Genomic DNA, 23,711 nt, shown 5'->3' with positions numbered 1-23,711 from the left:
CCAGCCAGCCCGCGGCGGTCAGTTCGTCATGGACGTAGGCCTCGGCGCGCTGCATCGCCCGAGGTGCCCGCAGCCGACTGCGCGGCTCGGCGGCGAGGAACTCCACGTGCCGCCGTAGTCGGGCGGCTTCCGGAAGCAATCCTCGAGTGGGCGTCGCCGTAGGGTCGTTCGTCATCCGGCACTCCGATCTGTGCGGGATCAAGGGGCGCCGGACCGGCCGACAGCCCTTTCATCTGGGGGATTTCGCGGCAGGCGAGGTCGTGCCCGACCGACGGCCGCCTCCGGGGGGATCCGTCGGCAGAGGAGCCGGAGACATCCGGCGCGATTGTCTTGTCCCATCCGTGAACCTGCCACGGCTCCGATCCCCTTGCCCCAGGTAGGAACTCCTGCGGTCAGGGTGTTGATTGGCTGACCTGGCCGCAGGACGGGGCGGTCGTCCTCATGCTCTTCCCCCGACGTGAGGGCGGCCGCTCCACCCACCATACCGGGCCGGCCCTGAAAGCCAGGGTTTCGGCTGAGGTTCTCGCAGTCGGCAGCCCGAGCCTCTTCCATGACAGTCCGCAGTCCGGTCGGCGGCGCGGCGATCCTGCGCGCGTCCTCGCGCAGATAGCGGACCTCGTCGCCGAGCGTCACAGGGGCGAAACCTGCCCTGTGCACGGCCCGCGTACTCCAGGTATCTCGTGTTGCACACATGGCCGTTCAGGTCCCGTCGTCCCAACGGACTTCAAAAGGCTTCGTGAATACCTTGGACATGTCAGAGGACCAGCCTTTCTGCGTCATGGTCACCGACCTACGTGAAACCCCTACGTACACGGATCGAACAGGGCAGAGGGTTCAGCTTCGCGAACTGCTCGGCTGACATCAGGTGTGAGTGTTCACACCTGCTTCACGATTGCACCCTCTGCTCCGGCACGGCAGAGTGTTCCAACTGCCGGCCCCCGCAGCGAGATAGCTGCGACAGTCGCGGCACGAGCCTACGGACGAACCGGAAGGAAAACGTGTGAGCCCGATTTCGGTCCGGGGATTCGCGGTGGCCTCTGCCACCGCGGTCACCGCTGTCGGAAGCGTCGTCGGCGTTGCCTCGGGCAGCGTCGCGCAGAACAACGACGCCGAGGCGACGGCAGCCGACACCGCGCTCCTCACGGACATACCGGCGGGCCACCAGGCCCAGGTGCAGACCGCGTCCCTGACGCGGCAGGCCGATGTCCAGGCCATCGCCGCCGACGCGAGCGCCAAGAAGGACGCCGAGGAGGCGGCCCGCAAGGCGGCCGCCAAGTCCGCGATCGAGAAGAAGGAGGCCGCCCAGCAGGCGGAACAGGAGGCCAAGGAGCGCGCCGAGGCCAAGGCAGCGGCTTCCCGGGACGCCTCCGGCTTCCCCGTCCAGAGCTCCTACACCGTCGCGCAGATTCAGGCGATGGCCGCACAGATGGTGCCCGGCGACCAGTTCCAGTGCTTCAGCAACATCGTGGACCACGAGTCCAGCTGGAACTACACGGCGGTCAACGCCTCCTCCGGTGCGTACGGCCTCTTCCAGGCACTGCCCGGCTCCAAGATGTCCTCCGTCGGCGCCGACTGGCGGACCAACCCGGCCACCCAGATCAAGTGGGGCCTCAACTACATGAACAGCACCTATGACAGCCCCTGTGGCGCCTGGGCGTTCTGGCAGGCCAACCACTGGTACTGAGCCCCGGGCCCCTCGGAGCGGTTAGGGTCGAAAGAAGACACGTGTCGCGGCCGGGAGGACAAGGCATGAGCGGGATACCGGGAGACACCGGGCCGACGGAGGACGCAGCTCTGACACGGGCCGCGCAGGCGGGCGACGTATCGGCGCTCGCCCTGCTGCTGGAGCGTCACCGGCCCGGGATGCGCGCGGTGGCGCTCAGCCTGCTGGGGCCGGGCCCGGACGTGGACGACGTTATGCAGGAAGCGGCGCTGGTGGCGCTGCGCCGGATCGTGGACGTACGCGATCCGGAAGCCGTGGGGCCATGGCTGCGCGTGGTCGTGCGCAACAGCTGCCGGACGCTGCTGCGCGCCTCGCGCCGTGTCGAGCCCATGGAGTGGGTACCGCTGCCATCGGACGGCGGCACACCCGAGCAGGTCCTGCAGACCCATGCACTGCGGGACTGGATCTGGGAGGCCGTCGAGGCGTTGTCCCCGACCCTGCGCCTGCCGCTCGTCCTGCGCTACTTCTCCACCGGGATCACCTCGTACCAGCAGATCGCCGAAGCCTGCTCCGTTCCCGTCAGCACCGTGCGCAGCCGGCTGAACCAGGCACGCGGCGCCCTCGCCCAGACCCTGACCGCCACCGCGGCCTCGGCGCACGAGGACGTGACACGCCGCACCGAAGCCAGCTGGCAGGAGGTACGCGAGACACTCGCGGCCGCCGAGCGCGGCGAGTTCGGCAAGGTGGTCAGGGACCGCTACTCCCCCGAGGTCTCGCTGCTGACCGGAGGCCAGCGGCTCGGCGGAGCCGACCTCCTGCGGGCAGGGATGGACTGGGACCTCTCGGCGGGTGTGCGCCAGCGCCCCCTGCATGTGGTGGCCGGCCGGTCCCTGGTCGTCTGGGAGATGGAACTGGTCAACCCGCCCGACGATCCGGACCACTGCCCGCCCGGGGTCGCCTGGATCATGTCGCTGGACGGCGGCCGCTTCGACCGGGTCTCCCTCTATCACGCAGCACGCCCCGAGGCCGCGCCCGCGCCTGCCGCGGCCTGAGTCCGGGCCTTGCCACCTCACCCCAACAATATGACCCAGATCACATTTAGGCGATAAAACTTCTCGGATTCCGGAGCGTCTTGTCGGTGTCACAGACACCTGCGGACCCTACGGAGATCCCGATGAACATACCCACCGCACACACCGACCCCCTCTCCCCCGGCACCCACTCCTACCAGACGGGCGGAATCGTCCAGCGCTATCACGTGCACGGCAGCGGCCCGGTGTGCGTGGCGCTCCCCGGCGGTCCCGGCATCTTCTGGGACTACCTGCGCATGCCCGCCCTCGAAGAGCATCTGACGATGGTCTACGTCGAGCCCGTCGGCACCGCCGAGGACAGCCGTCTCCCCTCGCACCCGCACGGTTACACCCGGGAGAGGTACAGCCGCTTCCTGCAGGTGCTGATCAACCGGCTCGGCGTGCGGAAGGTGCACCTGCTGGGGCATTCGCACGGCGCGTTCGTGGCCGCCTACCACGCCCTGTACCGCCCCGAGCAGGTGGCGGGCGTCGTGCTGTACGAAGGCGCGCCCGTCACTGGTCCCGAACACGGCGCGGAGGCGGGCCGCAGGGTGGAGGCGTTCGCCGCGCAGCACGCCGGTCACCCCGGACTGCCCGGTGTGCTGGCCGCGTTCGGCGCGATGTCCACCATCTCCAGCGACGAGCAGACCGTGACGGTCGCCCGCGGTGTGCTCCCGTCCTACTTTGCCGACTACTGGGGGAACGAGGAGCGGCTGGCCCCGTTCCGGGACGCGATCCGGGCCACCTACATCTCAGGCCTGGACGAGGACCTCGTACCCGATGTCATCGACGACCGCCCTGCCCTCAAGGGACTGGAGCCGCCGGCTCTGGTCGTCGTGGGCCGGCACGACGTGATCTGCGGGCCTCGCTGGGCACTCGAACTCGATGAGCTGATCCCCGACTCGCAGCTGCTGGTACTGGAGAACAGCGGCCACATGGGGCACATCGAGGAGCCCGAGCTGTTCGCGGGCGCGGTCCGTGACTTCGCCCTGCGGACCGGCGGCCCGCGGGACGGAGCCGCGTAGGCACCTCACGACGTGCGTCGGCCCGCAGAGGGCCGACGCACGTGAACCCGGCCACCGACGGCACCACCAGCGCACAGCCACGACGCACGCACACCTCAACGCCGACACCCGTACCAGCGCCGCTCGGAGGGGCGTCACGGACACCCGCAGACGCACCGCGCCGCGTTTCGCTCGGAGTGGTCACCGGGAACCACCCCTACGACGGCGCCGACGCACCTGCGGCACCGTTACCGTGCCGGAAAGTACCAGCTCACGTCGGCTACGGGGCCTTACAGATACTGTCGGCGCCACCCCGGGGCGTTCGGACCTGCGCAGTCATCGCCCGCAACCGCTGGGAACTTCCCAATGGATCAATGACCGGCATTCCTAGTCGCCGTCAGCACGCGCATTAGAGGTCGTTTTCTCCCGATGTTTCATCCCGGAATTGGTGTTTGATCCCGTGGTGTCGGGTCGCGCCAGGAGATGGTGGCTTCGCCGGTGAGGCGGCGGGCCATCAGGTCGGTCATGGCGAGGTGGATCATGGCTTCGGAGCGGGCTGGGAGGGTCTCGTAGTCGCGCGTGAGGCGGCGGTGGAACATCAGCCACCCGTAGGTCCGCTCCACCGTCCAACGCTTCGGCAGCGGGGTGAATCCCCTGGCCCCGGGGGTGCGTTGGACGATTTCCATGTCGATGCCGAGGGCGGCGGCGTGCTCGACGAGGTGCTGGCGGTAGCCACCGTCGACCCAGACCTTGCGGATGGTGGGGTGGGCGGCGGCCACCTGGTCGATCAGGTGGGTGCCGGCGACGGAGTCCTGCACGCTCGCGGCCGTGACCAGCACCGCAAGCAGCAGTCCGAGGGTGTCGGCGACTCGAGCCGCGCGACGAAGCAGGCAAGATCCTCGGCAGCACCGCGGGGCAGGCCGGCGACCATCACCTCCGGCAAAGTCGTGATCACGGCCCGCAGCCGCGCGCCGAGCTCTGGCAGCAGGGCCCAGGCCGACGCAGGGGCATTGACGGCAGCGAGCAACAGGTCGCCCTCGTAGAAGTAGGCGTCGAGCAGCGGCTCCTCGATCAGCAAGCACACGGCGAGTGGAAGGACGTAGGGCAATCAAGAAGCAGGCGGTAGCCGGACGCGGTGGCGGGAAAGGCCGCAGTGCCAAGCGCCGCACCGGGCCCGGAGAGCACAGCGGCGACATGAACATCCCGGTGAGTGTCCACGAGGAGGCCACCCAGTCCCTACCCGAGGAGGTCGCCTCGCCGGACTCGCCAGTGGCGGAGGGCAGGCCGCGTACCGCTCCCTGAGCCGACCCCGTCTGCTGGTACGGCGCCGAGGCGACCGCTGCAGCGATCCCAACCATGGCCCGCCCCAGCGGCGAATGAACCGGTGCAGAGCGCCGGCCGGGCTGCCCTCCCAGCGTCGCGGCTCCCTTGGGATCCTCCGGGATGCGCCCCAGCACCTCGATCCCCAGCGTCTCAGTGATCTCACCGGTCGGATAACCGTCGCCGACCAGGACGAAACAGGGGCGCCTCGACCAGCGCGCCGCCGCATCCAGCCGCGTGGCCACGTGGGACAGGGCGTCATCATGGGCGCGGGTCAGCAACAGCAGCACGTCGGCCGTCCGCATCACCGGCACCGCGGGCGAGCCGGGATCGGCTCGCCCGCAATCCGCGACGACCACCGTCCCCGGCCGGTCCGCAGCGCGTCGCAACAGCGCCGTACGGCTGTCGGTGATCTGCGCCAGCGCGGCATGGGCCTGTTCCGCTCCGGCCGGTCCCACCACCACAGGCAGCCCGCCGGGCAGGCGCTGGGTGTGCTGCCAGATCAGCCCCGGTTCGGCAGCCCGCCGCGCGGCGGCCGCCAGGCTCACCAGTCCCGGGGAGATCCCCAGCCGGAACCGGGTCAGCAGGTCTCCCCCGGCCGGATCACACTCCACGACGACCGGCTGCTGTCCGCTCGGCCAGCGAGCGGCCAGCGCCACCGAGGCCGTGGTCACCCCGGGCGATCCCTTCAGGCTGCACAACGCGACCAGGGTCACTGCCCACCCCCGTGCACCACGACCACGCTGATCTGGCCCTCGGGCGCCGCGGCGAGCCGTCGCGCATCACCCTGGTCCATCTGCAAGGAGACGACCGTCGTCTGTTCGTTTGCCCGGGACTCCACGGCGATGACCGTGGCTTCCCAGGACGAGGACGACGACGTGGCCGATCCGGTGGCCTCACTGCCGCTCGACGCCACGACGACCGTGACGCGGTTTCCCGGCTGCAGGCCAGGCGGGAACTGCCCCGCCTTCAGCCCGACCGCCGCCACCGCCTGCCCGGCCGGTGGCACCTGCGCCCGCCCCAGCACGTCCGTGGTCAGCAATGCTCCCTCAGGCAGGCTGTAGGCAATAGGGCGTCCCTCCACCGTCGACCGCGAACGGGCCGGAATCGTTTCGAGGCTGTTGTCCGCCGAGACACTGATCTCGCGCAGGTCCCGGGCACTCAACTGCTGGCCGACGGAGACCGGGCGCGCCAAGACCAACACCGCTTCCCGGTAGCCCAGTTGAGTTCCGACAAGCACGCCGGCGGTTGCGCACCCCAAGACGAGCAGCGCCCCCAGAAGCAGATAGGGAAGGCGCCGGGGGCGGGGCATGCCGGTCAACCGGGTGGGCATCTGCCCCCTTCTCCGGCCCGCCCGGCTGGTTTCTGCCGACACACTGTCCCTCGTCACCGAGGCCGGATCCGAGTGCGCGGGCACACGGGTACTCACCACCTGCCACCTCCCGGTACAGGGCTGCTCCGCACCGCGTCGCCGACGCGGTGAGCTTGATCGGTTGTGGGTTGTGGCCTCTCCCCCATCGATCCCAGGGAGGGGCGTTGCGCTCGGTGCTCAGCCGCCGGTGTTCAGCGCCTGGCTCTCCGCGACGCGGAAGGCGGCGGTCGACGTGGTCGTCAGGTCGGGGAACGTGCCGGATTCGCCGGCCCCCGCCCAGGTCACGGTCCAGTGGACCGTCGCGGAGACCGCATACGCCTGATTCGGGCGGTCGGCCAATGAGGAGCGATAAGTGTGGCCGCAGTCCGGCGAGGAGCTCTTCGGGTTGCCGCCCGCCGCATACGGCGTCCCCGGTCCCTTGCAGGTCACCGAGCTGCCGTCGCCCATCGCCCACACGACCGTCGTCGGGCGGGCCGTCGCGGTAACCGACACCCCCGGCACCGAAGCGGTCGCCGACACCGGCCCCCAGTCGTCACGGTCCAGCCACAGCCACGTCGGCAGATTCACCAGCTGATCGTCGACGGGGTTCGTCTCGATCTTCGGTGAGGGAAGGCGCAGTTGGTCGCGCGCCTGCTCGGCGAGCGCCGCCGGGTCGACCTGCGGCCCGCCGCCGCCCGGATTCTGCGCGTCGGGGATCCACACCGGCGGCCGGTAGTACGCATCCCGAACGCCGCCCGCCTCGCACCGATACACGTACCAGGCACCGTCCTCCCCCGGCTGGGGATCATCCACCCGCCGGGCCGCTGCCGACGGGCCGTACGCCCGGAACACCGCGGGCTGAACCGCCGGGACGCGGTTGCTCGGCGTGGGGACGTACGCCGCCGGTGCCACCGTGGACGGCTGGTAGTCGCTGCGCTGGTAGGAGCACTTGGCCCGGTTCAGGTCGGGGTTGGCAAACCTGGGAGGCTGCGGTGCGCCACCACCGGTGCCGCCTCCGCGCCTCTGCCCGGGAACACCACCGCCGCCTCCGGAATGGGGAGCGGGCTGCTGCGCGCCGCCGTCTCCGGCGCCCAGGTCGCATCCGGGGTGGGGGTTCTGGGCACAGTCGACCGTGGTCCAGGGGTCGTCTGCCAGGGCCGGAACCACGCTCCCGACCACCCCGAGCGCCGTCAAGCCCGTCACGATCACTACTCGCCGGAGCATGATCCAATCCCCTCGACGGCGAAACGTGTGACCTTCCATTGCCCGTCGGCCTGTGCCTTGACCTCGGCCGTGATCGCCCGATACCCGCCCGGCTCGTCGTCCGCGAGCTTGCCGGTGGCGGCGCGGTAGTGCAGCCAGTGTGTGGAGTCTCCGCAGTCGGAGATCATCACCGTGGTCGGATTCTTCGCCGGATCGACCTCGGTGACCTTCGGCGAGTTCTTCGGCCGCCCCTTGGACACCAGCCCGTTCTTGTGGTCCGCGTACAGGCCACGGGTGATCGCCGACAGAGCATCGCCGGTGGCGTACTGCGTCAGCCTCGGAGACCTCCAGTTCGACGTCTCCCCCGCCTCGGCCATGCTCTGCCACATGCCCAAGTACGCCGCGATGGCCAACTCGCGTGCAGTTGCAGCCGAGGAGGAGGGTGCCAGCGATCCGGAAGTCGCGGCACTGGGCGTGCCCGTCGACACGTCGCTCGCGCCGGACGGGTTCGCGTCGCCTGTATCAGATGACGTACATCCGGTCGCGATCAGAGTGGCCGTAGCACCGTAAGCCGCCCAACCGATCTGCCGCTTTCGCTGTCTCCGTGCACCTTCGATCGCCACTGCAACCTCACCCCGCGAATAAGGCAGACTTCTGCACCTGCGGCGCATGCAGTTCCATCAATACCGCGACGATCCGTTCCAACTGCAAGGTGCGAACGGCCGGTTCGTCGTTCTGACTTCAGAGTGCGTACGAACCTCTTGGGCTTCACTTTACCTAGGCATGGGCTCCTTGCCTGCTGCATTTGCATCTCGTCAAGGCTCTGCCGCGATGTCCACCGGTCCGGACACCATCAGCGCCCCGATCACCCGCTGGCCATAGACGCCGTACCCCGTGTCGCCCCGCCCGAGGAGTTCGCGGCGGAGGCCAGCGAGTTGAGGTCGGTCCCACCCCCCGCTCGGGGCGTTGCCCTTGCGGAGCAGAAGCCACCCCGAGGCTCGGAGCGGTAGATGATGTCGGCGATGGCGACTCCGCTAACGTTCACGGCAGTCACCAGGTCGCGATTGGTCCACGCGGAGCCGGACAGGAGGATGCCTGGTCGATCGTCGCCCCGTGGTACCCGGGGAAGGCCCACAACTCGTCGCCGACGGTGGCGAGGAAGTCGGTTTGGCCATCGCCGGTGATGTCTCCCGCGGCGACAATGGCGTGATGGTCGAGGGGCTTGGTACGCCCGTCGGCAACAGGATCTTCCGCCGCCAGTCGATGTTGGCCGCGCCGTACCGTCGTCCGCCCGGATAGCCTCCAGCTCATGCCCGAGGGGATACTTATGCAGCTGGACACGCGCAACTGCTGGACTCTCTCCGAGGCACTGGGGCCACTGCGGACCACGCCGCCTGCAGCCCTCCTCTCCCGCTCCCTGCTGATGCAAGACCCCCAAGTCCCGTCGGACACCGTCGCGTACGAGGACACCGCCTACCCCGCGCTCAGCTTTGAGGACACCCCCCTGTGGGACAGCTGCGGCCGCGACCTGGCGGACGACACTGCCGCGCAGAACCTCCAGGCCCTGTGTGAGGCGGCCGTCGCCCACTCCACCCCCGGCCAGGTCGCCGACTTCATCACCGAGCAGCTGCCCACCCCGCGTGGCGCCTGGATCCTCGGCTGTGTCCTGCACCTGGCCCACGCCGAAGACGGCGCACGCTTTTGGTGGCAGTACGCCGCCGGTGCCGGTGACGCCGCCGCCTCCTACTGCCTCTACCTGCTCCACCTCGCGCACGGCGACACACATGCGGCCGCCTTCTGGCACGAACAGACCGGCATCGACACCCCCACCGACCCTCCCGCCGACAACGGCACACCCGCCTACAGCCTCAGCGTCGACACCAGCATCCCCACCGTCCTGCGCATCCTCAGCCGTCTCACCCCGGCCGCACCGCGCGGACACACGGAATCCACCGTCGCCGTCATGGACTACGTCACCGCCGCCGTCGCCGCCGGCTACACCCGCCACCCCGACTACGAAATCCCCCTGCCAGGACCCGACTTCGCCGAGCACCTTGAGATCATCCTCGCGGCCACCCAACGTTCCGCCCGCCGTGGCAGGCCCCTGGCGACGGACCTGCCCAACCGCCGTCCGGTCGAGCCCGACACCAGCGACCACCCCGGCGAGGATCGCGCACAGGAGCCGGAACGGGTCCTGGTGGAAGTCGCGGCCGCCGAGGACGAGTCCGCGTCCGCTTTCTTCAAGGAGGCGATCGCCGCCTGCTGGGAGACGGCTACAGCCGAGCGCACCGCCAGGGAGGTCGGCCAGCAAGGCGCGCGGCTGCGCTACTACCTGGACCGACGCCCGCTCACCGAGCCCCTGCAGGCTTCCCACACCCGGGCTACGCAGCCGTCTTGACCCGGGGACGGTCAGCCGTCGGGAGTCCCTGCGTACTCGGGCCCGCGCATCGCACGGCGTTTTACCCGGCCCGGACGACCCGCGCCCGAGGTCAGGCGCTTGATGTGTCCGGCGTTGCGCGTCCGGTCGGTGGCGGGCCCGTGCTGGGCCCGGTGGCCTGGTGCAGCGGAGGGCGGCTGACCGGCACCTGGGTGAGCTTGTTGTGCCGGGGATCGACGTGCAGCCGGGCCGCGTTGATGAAGTCCAGCCGGGCGGCTTCCATCAGGTCCCTGGCCTCATTCCAGGTTGCCTCACTGGTGGCGGTCTGCTGGATGAACTGGTTCCTGTGATCCCAGAAGACCTGGTCCATGGTCGCTGCGGCGGTGACGACGGCCGGGCTGCCCACCAGCCAGATCGTTCCGAGAGCCACATTCCAGGGCACCCAGTCCACGGGGTCGCCGTGACGCCACGCCCGCCGTAGGGCGAGCTGGATGCGGGTGGACTCGGCAACGATGGCGGCGCACGCTTCGATCTGCTTGTCGCGAGACCAGTGCATCCGGTCGGTCCGGCTGGTGAGCAGTGAGCCGGCCAGCACACCGATCAGCGTCGCTGCCACGCCTCCGATCGTGGTCACGGTCGTCGCCCAGTCCACAGACTTCCTCCCCCTCGCGGCTGTCACGGTGAAGAGGAGTTCTGCCCGGCGTCGCCCTGCTGGTATGCGAACGGAAGTCCGCAAGAGGATTGATTAGGACATCACCATGCGGACTTTGGCTCGCACGCAGGCAGCCCGTACGACCAGGCCGGCCTCGATGGCCTGCGCGCACAGTGCCCGGGCGCGGGTCAGTTCTCCGAAGGGATGCGGGCAGCAATCTCGCGCGCCAGCCGATCCGCCTCCGGTGACACCGGCCCGTCCTGCTGCGCCACCGTCTGCAGCAGCCGGAGCAGGTCGTGCGCCTCTTCCAGGGTCAGCAGGGCCAGGCGCTCCACGGTGTGCGCGGCGGGCGGGATGTCGATGTCGTCCAGATCGACGTACTCGTAGTCGTCCATGATCTGGGCAAGGTACCCCGGCTCCAGCCGGTCACGCGGCCCGACATGTGTCCAGCCCCGGCCGGCGAGGGCACCGGCCGGGGCTGGAGGGGATGTGGTGGTCGTGAAGGGCGGTCGCCTACGCGGCGAAAGGCTCTGCAGGGCTTCAGCCGAACGATCGTCCCTGCAGGCAACAGGTGAGGCCCGGGGACACTGTCCCCTCCACAACCACGCCCCTCACAACACGGACCGCCCCTCGGGCATTCCCACCCGGTACGACCGGGGATGAGCTCCCGTCCCGGCTCGGGGAAACCACGGGACGGGAGCTCTCCATCATCATCCGCCCGCCGTGACCCCAACGGATGCCGCACGCGCTGCCCGCTCTGCGGGGCCCGTCGTCCGTTCTGATGTCAGTCGCGGCCGGGAAAGGGCGTCGCGCGGCACCGCGCGCGGCGGAAGCCGGCTGCCCATCCCGGTCACGACGCGGCCGCCTCAGCGCCTTGCCCGCTGCTGACCTGCCGGACCGTGGGCCACAGGGAGGCCCCGGCGCGGCATGCCGACAGGCCTGCTCGGCCGCGGCTCAGCGGGGGCGCACAGCCGGGCGTGCGCCGTCCCGCCGTCGGCCGCTATCACGGTTTCCAGGTGCGCAGGAGGGCGGCGATGCGGGCGGCGGTGCACCGCGGGCGGCTCAGCTCGTAGGCGAGTGCGGTGAGCTGTCCGCGGGTGGGGCTGACGGGGATGTTGAAGGAAACGCACCGCCGCCCGAAGACGGCGTGGGCCGGGAGATCTGGGAGCACCGAGCGGCTGGTGTCTGGAAGCGGACTCCCCGGTGGGCGCGGTCTACTCGCGTCGAGGGCGGCCCGGGTCGGCTGGGGCCACTGATCACGGCACAGGTCGGCAGATGGTCCGACCGAATATCCCGACCCGGCCGTCGCCGCGCCACCGATCAGCTGCTCAACGCCGCTGGAGAGGTGGAGAACACGGCGCGCCTGGAGGCGGCCCTGGAAGCCTCAAGCAAGCCCTTAGCCTCGATCGCCTGCGGCGCCGGCTGACGCACCTCGTGGCGGGCCCGTCACCACCTCAAATGAAATCGGTGACCCAGACGTAGGCTGGGCCACCGATTGGCGTCGTCTAGGTCAGAGTTCCGAGATTTCGGGGACCTTTTCTGGGTTTCCGTAGGTCAGAACTCGGCGCAGGCCAGCGCGCAGTTGCTCCAGGTCCGCCTCAGGCGCAATATCCAGTTCGATTTCTGGGGCCGGAAGGTCGAGCTCTGCAACTGCCTCAGGGTTGAATTGGAAGCTGATCCTGCTTGGAGAGAGAGAAACCTTCTTCAACCCCCCATAGTGGACGCCCCCCGTCTCGTTGAGGATGCAATAGCTGTCCAGCTCGAGCCGACGGGATTGCTCGTCAGGGGCTGTCAGGCCAGCCTGAAAGATGAAATGCCCACTTTCGCCGTACTGATCTTCAGCGATGCCGACGATGAAGCATGAATCGGGAACATTCTCCTCGGCGGTTACGACTCTGACAAGCCAGTCAAGACGACTCATATCTTCTCACCCACTGGTCCAAGTGTTTCCGTTCCAAACGTACACGAAGGTAGCCCCTGTCTCATCAGCCGCACGACGCATCGACCCCTGGCACTGCGTGCATGGCGCCTTCGTGCCGTGGATGGTCACAGTGTCTCCAGGATCTACTGGAGCCAGGTTGGCGTAGCGGTCGCCTGATATATGGACTGTTGGGGATCCTCCCGACATTCTGCAAGCCCTGCACTCCGTGTGGCTGGCCTGGGTGTTGTTCGGGAACCCGAGGGCTTTCTCTTCGGGCGTTTGAGTTCCGCTTCGCAGTGAGTACGAGTTGGTCAGAACTCCCTTGGCATTGCGCACTTCAACGAGGGCCCAGTGGGTCGACTTCGTCGTGGGGCCTACCATGCTTCCCGCGAAAGGTTTGTTTCCCTTTCCATAAATGGGCCTGTGGCTAAAGATTGCTGCGAGAGCGCTGGGAACCTGATAGCTATCGCTGGTGATGTCGTAGCCGTGGCCTGCAACCCAATTGTCGAACTGAGCTCCGTAATCACAGCCGGGCGCTCCGGGGCCACCGTTTCCGCGGCAGTCACTGTCGAACATCCAGCCGAAGTATTCCGCCATGTGCGGAACGTTGCTGACGGCCCCGTAGAACAATTCCCCGACGCCGGAGCAGACGCTGGAGAGGAATCCCCAGGATGAACATCCTTCAGAATCCTTGGGGCCTTCCTTTACACCATCGCTTCCGCCCTGCGCTGTTCCGCTTTGAGGGGTGTAGCCGCAGTTGCTGTTGCAGGGGTGGTCAGGGAGGGGCTGGGACCAGTCGACTGCTTCTCCGGGGCGCCCGTTTCCGGGTGTGCCGTCGGGGCGTGTGGGGCAGGGTGTGTCGTCGCCTTGGCCGCCACAGGCAAGTCCCATGCCGGTGGGGTCGCTGTGCGTGAGTGGGTTCTGGACGGCGTAGCTGTAGCCGTTGAGGGTCTGGTGCTTGTCGAGCTCCAGCAGGGGGTCGACGCTGATGAACTGGCCGGTTCCCGGGTCGTACTCGCGGGCCCCTATATGCGTGAGTCCGGTCGACTCGTCGGCAGGTTTGCCGAGGAATGCCTTGTCGTCGGGCCAGCCGGTCGCCTTGGTTCCCCGGGTGCTGCCGAACGGCGATACGTAGCGCTTGGTGACCGCGTAGGTGCCCGCTTCGAGGGCGATGCTGGACGTCCCGTGATGGTCACTGGCGAGGAAACTGAGTTTCGTGCCCGAGACCCCGGTGGTCGCGGTTCGGACGGCGATGGTCTTGCCGTTGGCTCCGTAGTAACGGGAACCAGTCAGTGTCTTCGTGGTGCCCTTGACCGTGAGGCGGACTTCGGTACCGCCTAGGTAGAGAACGGTGTCGCCGTCGCCCTTGGCGCGGCGGATGAGTAGCTCGCCGTCTGCGTCGTAGAGGTAGCTGGTTTCCTTGGTGCCTTCGGTGAGGGTGGCGAGGTCGCCTTCGGTGTTCCAGGCGAGCGTCTGCTGGCCTGTTGGGCCGGGGCGGGAGGTGGTGTTGCCGGCGCTGTCGTAGCGGTAGCTGGCGGAGCGGGCACCGGTCGTCTTGTCGAGGGTGTGTGGTTTGTTGTCGGTGGTGTCGTTGTAGGTGTAGGTGGTGGTTTGGGCGTCAGCAGTCGTGTGCTGTGTCTCGGTCTTGCGCTGACCGCTGTCGGTGTAGGTGTACGACGTCCAGTACGGGGCTGCCCCGTCGATGTTGGAGATGGTGCGGCCGGTTGCCGCGCAGTCTGCGGTCTTGGGGGTCCAGGCTTCGGTCAGGCGGCGGTGGCCGTCGTAGGTGAAGCACTGGTAGTCGGCCTTCGTGGTGCCGCCCTGGGTGGTGGCGTCGAAGACCGAGGTGACGTTGCCGGCGTCGTCCTGGGTGTACTTCAGCTCCTGCGGCATGTAGCCGTGGACGTCGTCGGTGACGAAGGAGCGGGTGAGGCGCCGGGTGCCTGGCTCGTAGTCCCAGTTGAGGTAGGCCTTCTTCGCGGAGCTTGTGGGGTCGGTGCCCACGGTGAGCTGGCGGAGGTCGCCCTGGGGGGAGAACGCTGCACCCTGCAGGTAGCTGGTGGTACCGGTGGAACTGATCTGGTGGCCGGTGGCGTTGTACTTGGAGGACACCGTCTCGGCAGGAAGGCCGCCCACTGCAGGGGAGGCGTACTGGCTGATCGTGCCGTCGGCGTTGTAGCCGGTGGTGAACGACAGCGTTTTTGGAACGAATTGCCCGGCGACCAGTGGTTCGGTGTCGGGGAGGATCAGCTGGTTGCCGGTGGCGCGGTAGAGGCTGTCGTAGGCGGTGATCTTCCGGGTGTAGGCCTTGGTCAGGCCGCCGTCGTAGCGGACCGAGCTGTCCAGCTGGCCCTTGGCCAGGGTGTCGAATGTCCAGGCTGCGAGCTTGTTGGCGTCCGTCTTCGTGGCCTGCCACGTGCCGGTCATGCGGCCGAGCACGTCGTACTCGTAGAGCAGCTTCTTGCTGCTGTCGTCGTTCGGGGTGGTGCTGATGCTCTGGTCGAGGGCGTTGTACTCGGTGGCGGTTTTGCCCTTGTCCGGGTCGGTGGCCGTCACCTGGCGGCCGAACAGGTCGTAGGTGTACGACCACGTGGTCTGGTCCGGACCCGTGATCGTCTCCTGCTTTCCTGCCGGCGTGTACGTGTAACTCGTTGTGGTGTAGGCCGTGCCGGTCGGCTGAGGGCCTGCGTATTCGCGGCGTTCCGTCGTCTGTCCGAGCGCGTTGGTCACGACTGCGGTGGCCTGGCCGCCGTTGGGTGCGCTGGTGGTGACCGTGTCACCCGTGTAGGTGGTGTTGATCGTCCAGCGCGTCGTGCTGTGCGTCTTGGTCACGGCCTTGATCGGGCGGGCCGCTCCGTCGTACGTCGTGTCCGTCTGGATCGGGGCCTGGCCTTCGGAGGTTTCCACCGGCGTGGAGGCGGGAGCCGAAGTGCTGTCCCAGATGTCGGACTGCTGGCTGACCGCAAGGCCCCGTGTGTCGTAGAGCGTCAGCGAGATGAGCCGGCCGCCCTGCGGGGTGGGTGACTGTGTCTGCCTGGTGCGCAGCAGTGAGTCGTAGAAGGTGTAGCTGGTGTTGTAGCCCGAGCCGTCACCCTTGATGGTGGCGGTGGACACCCAGGACATGCCAGCGCTGGTGACGTTGTAGTTGTAGACGTAATTCGGTGTCTTGTTCAGGACTTTGAGGCGGTCAGGCAGCCACACCTTGGTAACACGGCCGAGGCTGTCGTACTCGGACTCGGTGACCTTGCTGTTCGGGTCGGTGACCTTGAGGGTTGCGCCGGTGGCGAAGTCGACCGCGGTGGTCGTCTTGTGCAGCTTGGCGTTCTCCACGACGGTCGACGTCAGCGGGCCGGTCGCCGCGGGTGTGTAGGTCGTCTGCGAGACCTGCAGGTCGTCGGTGTTCTTGACGAGGAGGGGACGGCCAAGCGTGTCGTACGTCGTGGTCGCCACCTTCTGCCAGAGGGGGGCGTCATCGACGCCGTAGCCCTTGGCGCGTCCGGTCCATACCGCGTCGCCCTTAGTCGGTTTCTGGCTGGCGGACCAGGTTGTGGCGGTCGTGTCGTCGTACACCGTCGCCGTGTCGGAGACGACGTCACCGGGACGCTTGGAGTCCGCGGGCAGGTCCAGGGACGAGTCGGCGGTGGCGCAGGGCTTGGCCACCGTACGGGTCCGGGAGACCAGGGAGTTGATGCCCTTGTCGTCGTTGCGGGCGTACCAGGTGCGGGTGCACTTCTCGTCGCCGGTGACCGCCGCGTCGCCCTGGTCCTCGACGGTGGCGACCATGCCGTAGTCGTCGTAGGTGGTCTTCACCGTGCGCACGCGGTCACGCGGCGCAACACCGCTGGTGATGTTGGTGCGGGTGTGGGTGGCACCGCTGCGGACGTAGTACGCCTCGATGTCCGCGTACGACTTGTGCTGGGTCGCCGTCCGCTTGGACCACGGGTCGTTGATCGTGCCGCCGACCTCAGTCGTGCCGTTGTAGGTGACGCTCTCGCGGGTGAGGCCGGCGTACTGGTCGGAGTCGGTGACCGCACCGGCTGTGATGCCGGAGACCTCCACCGTCTTGCGGGCATCCGGGTCCGGCGTCTTGCCGTCCGGGCCGAGGACCCGGTCGCCGTGCATGCCGCGCAGGTAGACGGTGACCGTCTTGCTCTGGGTGCCGGTCGAGATGCCGACCAGGTGGGTGACCTTCTGGAAGCCCCGCCAGACGGACCAGGTGCGCTCCTTGGCGGGCGTCAGCGGGTCCTCGTTGTAGTGCCAGGCACCGCCGGCGGAGGAGTACTGGTAGGTGTGCTGCACCGCCTCCGAGCCGCCGTGCGGGTCGGTCGTCGACACCGAGCTGACCGGGTACTTCTGGAACCAGTCGAGGATGGGGTCCTGCTCGCCGTTGGGCGACCAGTACACCGGGTAGCAGCGCTTGGTGTTCTCGTCGACCTTGGGCATGGTCTGGCCGGCGACACAGTCGGCGTCCAGGTAGGTGACGATGGTCTGCGCGCCGGTTTCTGAAGTGACGGTCTTCAGGCGGGGCTTGTGCAGCGGGAGGATGTTGTCTGCGGTGCCGTCGACGCGGTTGGCCCGCATCTCGTGCGTGAACCTGACTGGATCCAGTGCGAGGTCGGTGCCGCGCTTGCCGGTGTGCCTGATCTCGTCCAGCCACAGGGACTGGTCGGTCGAGTCACCGGTGTCGCCGGGGTCCAGATAGAGCTGCTTCAGCGTCCAGGCGTCCACCGGCTGGAACGCGGGGGTCGAGGCCGCAGCGTTCCACGCGTGAGTGGTGATGGTGGTCAGACGCTTGCGAGTGAAGAATGTCGGACCGGTGTTGCCGGTGCACTTGTCGCCGTCCTTGCAGACCGAGTCGAAGGGCACGTCCGGCCAGTTGTCGCGGGTGTCCTCGGTCAGCGAGTCGCATCCCGTGCCGGACGCCAGGCAGCGCTCCGCGTAGTCGAAGACGACCTTGTTGGACGCAGCCGGGGAGCCGGAGAACAAGGCACCGGCGCGCTGGCCGTAGCGGATCTCCTTCAGATAGCCGCCGCGAACGTATTCGCTGCCGATGGTGTCGTCGCCGAGCTTGTCGTAATTGTTGAGCTCGGCCGTGTACCAGTACGACATGGCGTTGCCGTGAGTGTCCTCGACGTAGTCGAGGTTCCACCGCCAGGCCTGGGGTTTGTCGCGGCCGGAGAACGAGGTGCCGTCGGAGTATCCTGGCTCGCCCTCGTCGTCACCGAAGACCGGCACCGTCCACACCGACTCAGTGCGGTCGTCCGTGCCAGCGCCGTCGAGCTTGTTCAGACCGAAGACGTACTTGGTGCCGTCGCCGGTGACGACCGTCCAGTACTCACCGTTGTCGTCATCGTTGTCCGCCCCGGTGGAGCGGGTGACGGTGGAAGCGTCATCGTTCTTCAGCCGCCACACGCCGGTGGTGTCGTCCTTGACCAGCTCCGTGGCCTTGCCGTTGAGCACGAGCGAGGCGTTGTCGTACTTCCAGCACAGGTCAAACTTGTCCGTCTGGCCGTCATCGTCACACGCGCCGTACTTGCGCTCGATGAAGGAGGACGTCAGATCGAAGCCCTCGCCGATCTGGCTGCCCTGGTTGTTCGTGCTCGCCGTGCGTCCGTCCACGCTGCCGGAGTCGTAGGAGATGGACAGGTTCGGCTCAGGGCCAGCTGCAGCGGGTGGAACGCGCAAGGGGTAGGACCAGGTGAACGTGCCTGACGAGCCGCCTGCTTCCCACGTCGAGGAGGACGCCAGCGGCGTCGCCTTGTAGTCGCCGGCCCCGGACTGTATCCCCGCCGCCAGCGCCAGCATCATCGACGCGCCGCTGGATGGGAGACTCACCGGTGCCGTGATGCGCTCTGCGGTGCGGTTGTTGGTCGAATCCAGTTCGGTCTGTTTGCGGCATTTTGCCTTGGCCGGTTCGTCGGCCGCACAGACGGCGAGGCGGGTCAGACGCAGACGCCCTGCCCAGTCCCCGCCGTAGGCCGTGGCAAAGGACGAGTAGTCGACGCCGAGGCGGGCGGTACCCCCTCCCTTGGGCGCGGTGACTTTGAGAACGATGCCCTTGACGCCGAGCTGAGCTGCCTTCTTCTGGTCCAGGACCTCGACGGTGACGGACTTGGCCGGCGTGCCCTTGCTCGGTGCGGTCACGGTGACCGGCAGCGATCCGGGTGCCGCCTTGGCAGTGCCCCGGGAAGGGATGGTCAGTGCCGCCTTTCCGGGCTTCGGCCAGGTGACCTTGCGCTGTTGGTCCTGGCGGGCTCTGGCCGCAGCGGTCCGGTCCGCGGCGGCGGACCGCTTCACGAGGGCGGTGGCCTCTTTGTTCACCTTGGCGGTGAACGGGGTGACCTTCGCCGAGCGGGCGGCTGTCAGCTCAGGCTTGCCCAGCGGGTCGACGTCCGCTGCGAACGCGACGGGCGTGAGCAGGCCAGGAACCAGGGCCAGACCAGTCGCCGCGGCGAGACGCCGGACCCACCGTTGTCTGATTCCGCCCCTGCGGCCGGGTTCGGGCCAGGGTATGCCGAAGGGATTCATGTGGCTTCTTCCTGCGGACGCCCGGCCGCGTCGCGGCCGGGCACGTGCCGTTGATACGGGTGAAAGGAAGGAAAAGAAGGGTGCGGCGCGCCCGTTGCCGCCGGGCCGGAGTGCTCACTGCCCATCCCGCCCGGCGGCAGCTAGGTGCTCAGACGCTGTCCGGGGTGGCCAGGATCTGGGAGCGGACTTGGTCGGCGGTCATGGCCCCAGTCCAGATCCGCAGATCCTGCAGCCCGCCGGGCAGATAATTGCCTGTGCTGCCCGATGTGGTGCCGCGCCCCAGGGTCAGCTCTCCGCTGCCCTGCTGCGGGGTGGAAAACCCTGCCGTCTCGCCCGCCTGCTGGTCGTATTCACCGACGAACAGGTGCAGCTTGCCGTAGCGGGTTTCGGTCTTGGTGCCGTCGGCGGGGTCGATCCACTCCCAGGTCTCCTGGGCGTTGAAAGCTCCCGTGATCTGCACCCAGCTATCGACAAGGGCCAGATCACCGGCGGAGACTTCGGCGCTCTGAGTGACCTTGCCGTCGGTCCCCACCGCAGTGCGGGTGAACTTCCACTGGTAGACGCCGTCCTCAGGCTTGACCACCCACAGGGCCCACGAGGACTCCCCCGCCATGCGCTGAGCAGCCACCTGCGCCTGATAGCCGACTGGTTTGCTCTTGAGCGCCAGCGAGTCCAGACGAACGCTCGCCGACACGGTGAACGAACCGGTCTCATCGATGACCGGACCCGTGGAGGCCGCGTATCCGGCTGTCCCGTCCAGGAACAGAGCGTTGTCGTCCTCGTTCAGCGTGGCCCCAGAGGCTGACAACTTCATCGACGGCACCGGGTAGATCGTGCCTTCGGCGATTTCGGTGCCCTTGGCCGAGGTGGCATCCCACCGGGCCACCAGTTCATTGGCGGGCACCCCCTCCTGCAGAAGCGCGGCGTCCTCGGCGACTTGCTCCGGGCTCAGCGCCCGCTGCCACACCGTGGCTTCGTCCAGCAGGCCGAAGTAGTAGTTGCCGTAAGTGCCGCTTGCCTTGGAACGGCCGAACTGCAGTCCTCCACTCGCGGCCCACGGCGTGTAGGTGGATGCTGCCTGGGACAGGGCCACAGGCTGGCCCTGGGGCCGACCGTTGATGAAAAGCTGGATGGTGTCGTTGGCAGGGTCCGTGTCGGGGAGGTTGTCGTCGCCTTCCGTCTTGAAGACGCCCGCCACGTGCGTCCACACGTTCAGTGGAGGGTTCTCGCGGTCCGCCATCGAGCGGATGTACACCGCGCTCGTTTGATCCTTGTCCGCGCGGTTGAACACCCACTTCTTGTATGCGGATGAGTAGTACAACGCGAACGAGCTGTTGTTCGTGCCGGGCGCGGACAGCACAACCCGGTTGGCCGAGGCATTCGACAGCTGCACCCAGGCGGAGGCGGTGAAGGAATCCTGGGTGTTGACCGCTGGCGTTTCCGTAGCGGCGTAGCTGGTCTGCAGTGCGGGATCGGTGGTGGTGTCGTTCAGGCGCAGCGAGTAGTCGCCCTCGCCTCGGCGGGCCCGGTCCGACCAGCGGGTGCCGGCTTCTCCGACCACGGTTGCATCATGGCGCTCTCCCACGGTGGCGGTGTCCTTGGCCGTCGTCACATCGGCGCCCGGTGGGCCGTCGAGGTGCCAGCGCCCCACGGGCCCCTGGGCAGGTTCCACCTTGAAGACGAACTCTTGCGGGGTGCCCCACCGGTCGTAGACGTCCTTGGCCCGCACCGACAGCACCTGGGTGCCCGACAGGGGCGGTGTCACATCATCGACTTCGACTTTCAGGCTGCCGGGAACCTGCCGAGCACGTGTGGACAGCAGCGACCATTCATACGCCTTGATGTCGGTGTGCCCGGTGCTGTCGATGTCGGCAGTGTTGGGCTGGAAGGTGAAGGAGCCCGGTATACCGGGGCCGCCCTTGCCCTCGCAGACTGTGGCGCATTCGGTGTACGGGGAACCGGCGGTGATCCGTGGTTCCTTCGGCGCCGATGAATCGATCTTGAAATAACACCACGAGGTGTAGGAGGACCACAGGTCACCGGTCTTGCCGCCGTAGGACCAGTGCGACTGGGTGCGGGCCCGGTAGCGGTACAGACCGCCGTCAGCACGGTTGGTGGTGCGCAGCTTTTCCAGCGTGCCGTCGGGGTCCCATCCGGTGTCGGGCATGTGTCCCGTCCACACCTCGTGCCAGGGCGCGTCGTCACCCCGCTCCACGACGTACTCGGCCTGCAGGGATCCCTCTTCGGCGCCCTGATGGGCTTCGACCTGCGTCTGCACGCGGGCCTGCACGATCGGGTCCCTGCGGGTGACGATCAGCGGATCGGACGAGGACTTCTTGCAGTAGGCGGTGGTGCCGTTGCCCGGGATGAGACCGACATCCGTCGGCACACCAGGCTTGTAGGCGAAGGTGACCTGGAGCTCGGCGCTGTCATCGAAACGCTTCCAGGCGCGCGGGTCGCTTTCGTCCTTGGCCCGCAGCATCAGCGTCAGTCGGCTGATCTTGCCGTCTGCGAAGGAGCGGACGGTGTTCTTCAGGTTCTCGTCGGACTCTTCGGGGTTGTCGTTGAATTCAATCCACGCATCCGGCTGGTCCGGGCTGCACAGATCACCGCGGCCCGCTGAGACGTACCGGTCTCCCATCTGGTCCAGCTGCGCGGGTCCAGGCCAGCGTGTGCCTTCGGAGATGTTGTCGGTGCGCTCGAGGTCCACCCAGTGCGGATCGCAGTTGAACGACCACGTCTCACGAGCGCGGAACGTGGCGTCCAGCACGTACTTGCCGGCGAGCTTGGTGGGCGCGAACTCGAAGTACATGCGGTCGACGTAGCCGCTGCCGCAGGTGTAGCCGTCGGCTGTCCCGCATTTGCCGACGCCCTTGTCCCCGTCGAACATCCAGAACTTGTCGCCGTCGGAAGAGATCTTCGTGCGCTCCGACACACCCAGGCCGACCGAGGGGTCGATGTACACGGGATAGACGGTGTCGTTGCCGCGCAGCAGGTCCAGATCCGGCTGGACGGCGACTGTGCCGTCGTCGACCTTCACCGGCAGCACCGCGGTGACATCGCCCTCCCCCGGCTGCGACGGGTCCTCGGCCTGCGGCTCGTCCGCCGTGGCAGCGGTGGCTGGCAGCAGCTGAGGCTGAGGCCCGGATTCGGTGGCGCCAGCGGAATCCCACATCTGACCGGCGGGTCCCCGGAAGACAGCGTTGCCATCCTCATCGATGGCGCGCAGGCCGCCGCCAGCGCCGGGCACTACCGACAGGCCGTCTCCTGACGCGGCGAGTGTCACTTGCTCCAGGGCCGGGTTCTGGGCCGCTTCAGGTGTCTTGACGACGAGGACTTCGCGGTAACCCTCGGCGGTGGCCGTCAGCTGCAGGTCCACCCCGTCGAGCACGTTCGCGTACGTGGCTGTTGCACCGTCCAGCGTCGGCTCCGGCAGCGCGTCCGCCCAGCCCAACGTGATGGACCGGCCGTCCTTGGCCAGGTGGATCATGTCCTGACCTGAGCCGCCGCCCGAGAACGACAGGTCAACTACTGCTCCCTTTGGAGCGATTCGCCCGTCGGCTCTTCGCTCGAGTACGGGATCGACGGGGCCCCAGCTGCCGTCTTGCTGCTTGACCCGCTGAGGTGTTGTGGACTGGGTCAGTGTGAACGAGCCGTCGGGGTTGGCATGCGTAGTTGAGTATTCGGTGCGATCAGCCGTCACCTCCACAGGCTCACCCGACGCTTGAGCCTGCGTCAGGGCGGTCGACTCGTCTACAGCACCGGCTTGCGCTTCTGCAGCTGCCGGCACGGCGGCCGCAGGCGGTACAGGCAGTGCTGACAGCAGCAGCACTGACGCCAGACCCCCCAGCAACGCTTCGCGCATTCGTCGCGCCCTCGACGCGGGCGCGCCTGCACACCCCAACTTCACCGTGCCCCACCCCAGTTACACAAATTTCACAGGTGTGCAGAGTTAACGAATAGTTACTAAGTTGAGTCAACTAGAAGTGATGTAGATCACGTACGCATGTCCGAATGCCGCCTGAGCTGGCCAAATGCGCACTACCCTGCTGGTCGCCCGCTACGCAACCAACTGAGAGCGTTACCACGTGCATACGGACCTGCCCCTTCTGATGACCTTTCTGATGACGAGCCTCTGACTGTCAGTAATCAGCGACTGCCACCACTCCCAGTCGGGCAGCTGTCTGAGAGCCGGTGTGGGGCAGGAGTTGGGCAGAGTTCACTGCTGAAAAGTCCGGTGGCTCGAGTACCACCTGCCCACCCACACACACGGCGGACAGCCCATCGCCCGCGGGCCCGCCGTGCGATGAGTTGGCGAACGTCCAGAGGGAGGTCCTCCCAGTGTGGGCGTACCGCTGTGGAGTTGTACCGGAGGCGGGGGGTGATGATGTTGGGCATTCCGTCAGGATGGGGGAACGGTATTCCCGGCACCACAGAGTTATCGCGTGGATGTTAGATATGCGACGGGCTACCAGGCGTCATTCACTCAGCGCGATAGCCCCACTCCTCCCAAACTATGCGCTTCCACTGGCGCTCTTCCTGCTCGCCTCGCACGGTGGAGCGGCGCTGGGCTTCAACGACAACTGCCAGGCCGATGGAAACGCAGACAACAGCTACAAAGG

Annotated in this window: 15 protein-coding genes and 1 pseudogene; 5 read left to right on the top strand and 11 right to left on the bottom strand. The window is 67.7% G+C overall.

The window, feature by feature from the left end:
* The first annotated feature begins 1,000 nt into the window (after positions 1 to 1,000).
* From ACTWQJ_RS04260 to ACTWQJ_RS04250, 3 genes are all read left to right on the top strand, one after another.
* Positions 1,001 to 1,684, top strand: coding sequence for a transglycosylase SLT domain-containing protein (locus ACTWQJ_RS04260; RefSeq protein WP_443305250.1), 684 nt, complete (start codon positions 1,001 to 1,003; stop codon positions 1,682 to 1,684).
* Positions 1,685 to 1,749: 65 nt separating this feature from the next.
* The gene (locus ACTWQJ_RS04255; protein ID WP_443305249.1) at positions 1,750 to 2,715 is read left to right on the top strand and encodes an RNA polymerase sigma factor; all 966 of its coding nucleotides are present in this window, start codon (positions 1,750 to 1,752) and stop codon (positions 2,713 to 2,715) included.
* Between the two features lie 122 nt (positions 2,716 to 2,837).
* Positions 2,838 to 3,758, top strand: a complete 921-nt coding sequence (locus tag ACTWQJ_RS04250; protein WP_443305248.1) for an alpha/beta fold hydrolase — start codon at positions 2,838 to 2,840, stop codon at positions 3,756 to 3,758.
* Positions 3,759 to 4,171: 413 nt separating this feature from the next.
* On the opposite strand, the pseudogene ACTWQJ_RS04245 reads toward ACTWQJ_RS04250, so the two are convergent.
* The 5 genes and pseudogenes from ACTWQJ_RS04245 to ACTWQJ_RS04225 all read right to left on the bottom strand — a co-directional run.
* Positions 4,172 to 4,606: pseudogene (locus ACTWQJ_RS04245) on the bottom strand (transposase); the annotation flags it as partial.
* Complete coding sequence (locus tag ACTWQJ_RS04240; RefSeq protein WP_443305247.1) at positions 4,525 to 4,821, bottom strand: hypothetical protein; 297 nt, start codon at positions 4,819 to 4,821, stop codon at positions 4,525 to 4,527. The gene ACTWQJ_RS04240 and the pseudogene ACTWQJ_RS04245, both read right to left, overlap by 82 nt.
* Positions 4,822 to 5,769: 948 nt before the next feature.
* Complete coding sequence (locus ACTWQJ_RS04235) at positions 5,770 to 6,390, bottom strand: hypothetical protein (protein ID WP_443305246.1); 621 nt, start codon at positions 6,388 to 6,390, stop codon at positions 5,770 to 5,772.
* A 216-nt stretch (positions 6,391 to 6,606) separates the two neighbouring features.
* Entirely contained in the window at positions 6,607 to 7,632 is a 1,026-nt protein-coding gene (locus tag ACTWQJ_RS04230; protein ID WP_443305245.1) for a hypothetical protein, read from the bottom strand.
* Positions 7,617 to 7,988, bottom strand: coding sequence for a hypothetical protein (locus ACTWQJ_RS04225; RefSeq protein WP_443305244.1), 372 nt, complete (start codon positions 7,986 to 7,988; stop codon positions 7,617 to 7,619). Before ACTWQJ_RS04225 ends, ACTWQJ_RS04230 begins: the two co-directional genes overlap by 16 nt.
* A 10-nt stretch (positions 7,989 to 7,998) precedes the next feature.
* On the opposite strand from ACTWQJ_RS04225, the gene ACTWQJ_RS04220 reads away from it, so the two are divergent.
* Both ACTWQJ_RS04220 and ACTWQJ_RS04215 read left to right on the top strand, forming a co-directional pair.
* Complete coding sequence (locus ACTWQJ_RS04220; RefSeq protein WP_443305243.1) at positions 7,999 to 8,181, top strand: hypothetical protein; 183 nt, start codon at positions 7,999 to 8,001, stop codon at positions 8,179 to 8,181.
* A 739-nt stretch (positions 8,182 to 8,920) separates the two neighbouring features.
* Positions 8,921 to 10,009 carry a DUF6207 family protein gene (locus ACTWQJ_RS04215; protein ID WP_443305242.1) on the top strand — a complete coding sequence of 363 codons (1,089 nt, stop codon included), beginning with the start codon at positions 8,921 to 8,923 and terminating at the stop codon, positions 10,007 to 10,009.
* Positions 10,010 to 10,100: 91 nt separating this feature from the next.
* Here ACTWQJ_RS04215 and ACTWQJ_RS04210 read toward each other — a convergent pair whose 3' ends face one another.
* The 6 genes from ACTWQJ_RS04210 to ACTWQJ_RS04185 all read right to left on the bottom strand — a co-directional run bounded on the left by ACTWQJ_RS04210 (position 10,101) and on the right by ACTWQJ_RS04185 (position 22,579).
* Positions 10,101 to 10,604, bottom strand: a complete 504-nt coding sequence (locus ACTWQJ_RS04210; protein WP_443305241.1) for a hypothetical protein — start codon at positions 10,602 to 10,604, stop codon at positions 10,101 to 10,103.
* 224 nt (positions 10,605 to 10,828) lie between these two features.
* Positions 10,829 to 11,035: a DUF6417 family protein gene (locus tag ACTWQJ_RS04205; protein ID WP_443305240.1), complete on the bottom strand. Its 207-nt coding sequence runs from the start codon at positions 11,033 to 11,035 to the stop codon at positions 10,829 to 10,831.
* Positions 11,036 to 11,643: 608 nt separating this feature from the next.
* Entirely contained in the window at positions 11,644 to 11,811 is a 168-nt protein-coding gene (locus ACTWQJ_RS04200) for a hypothetical protein (protein ID WP_443305239.1), read from the bottom strand.
* A gap of 339 nt (positions 11,812 to 12,150) precedes the next feature.
* A complete protein-coding gene (locus ACTWQJ_RS04195; RefSeq protein ID WP_443305238.1) occupies positions 12,151 to 12,561 on the bottom strand; it encodes an Imm10 family immunity protein in 411 nt (136 codons plus the stop codon).
* A gap of 6 nt (positions 12,562 to 12,567) precedes the next feature.
* Positions 12,568 to 19,089: an RHS repeat-associated core domain-containing protein gene (locus tag ACTWQJ_RS04190; protein WP_443305237.1), complete on the bottom strand. Its 6,522-nt coding sequence runs from the start codon at positions 19,087 to 19,089 to the stop codon at positions 12,568 to 12,570.
* Between the two features lie 148 nt (positions 19,090 to 19,237).
* Positions 19,238 to 22,579 carry a LamG domain-containing protein gene (locus ACTWQJ_RS04185; protein ID WP_443305236.1) on the bottom strand — a complete coding sequence of 1,114 codons (3,342 nt, stop codon included), beginning with the start codon at positions 22,577 to 22,579 and terminating at the stop codon, positions 19,238 to 19,240.
* Between the last annotated feature and the right edge of the window lie 1,132 nt (positions 22,580 to 23,711).

It is taken from the genome of Streptomyces sp. KR55 (genome assembly GCF_052245645.1).
GTDB lineage: Bacteria > Actinomycetota > Actinomycetes > Streptomycetales > Streptomycetaceae > Streptomyces > Streptomyces flavusporus.
The sequence above is the reverse complement of the archived record's forward strand: the minus strand, read 5'-3'. Positions and strand labels throughout refer to the sequence as shown.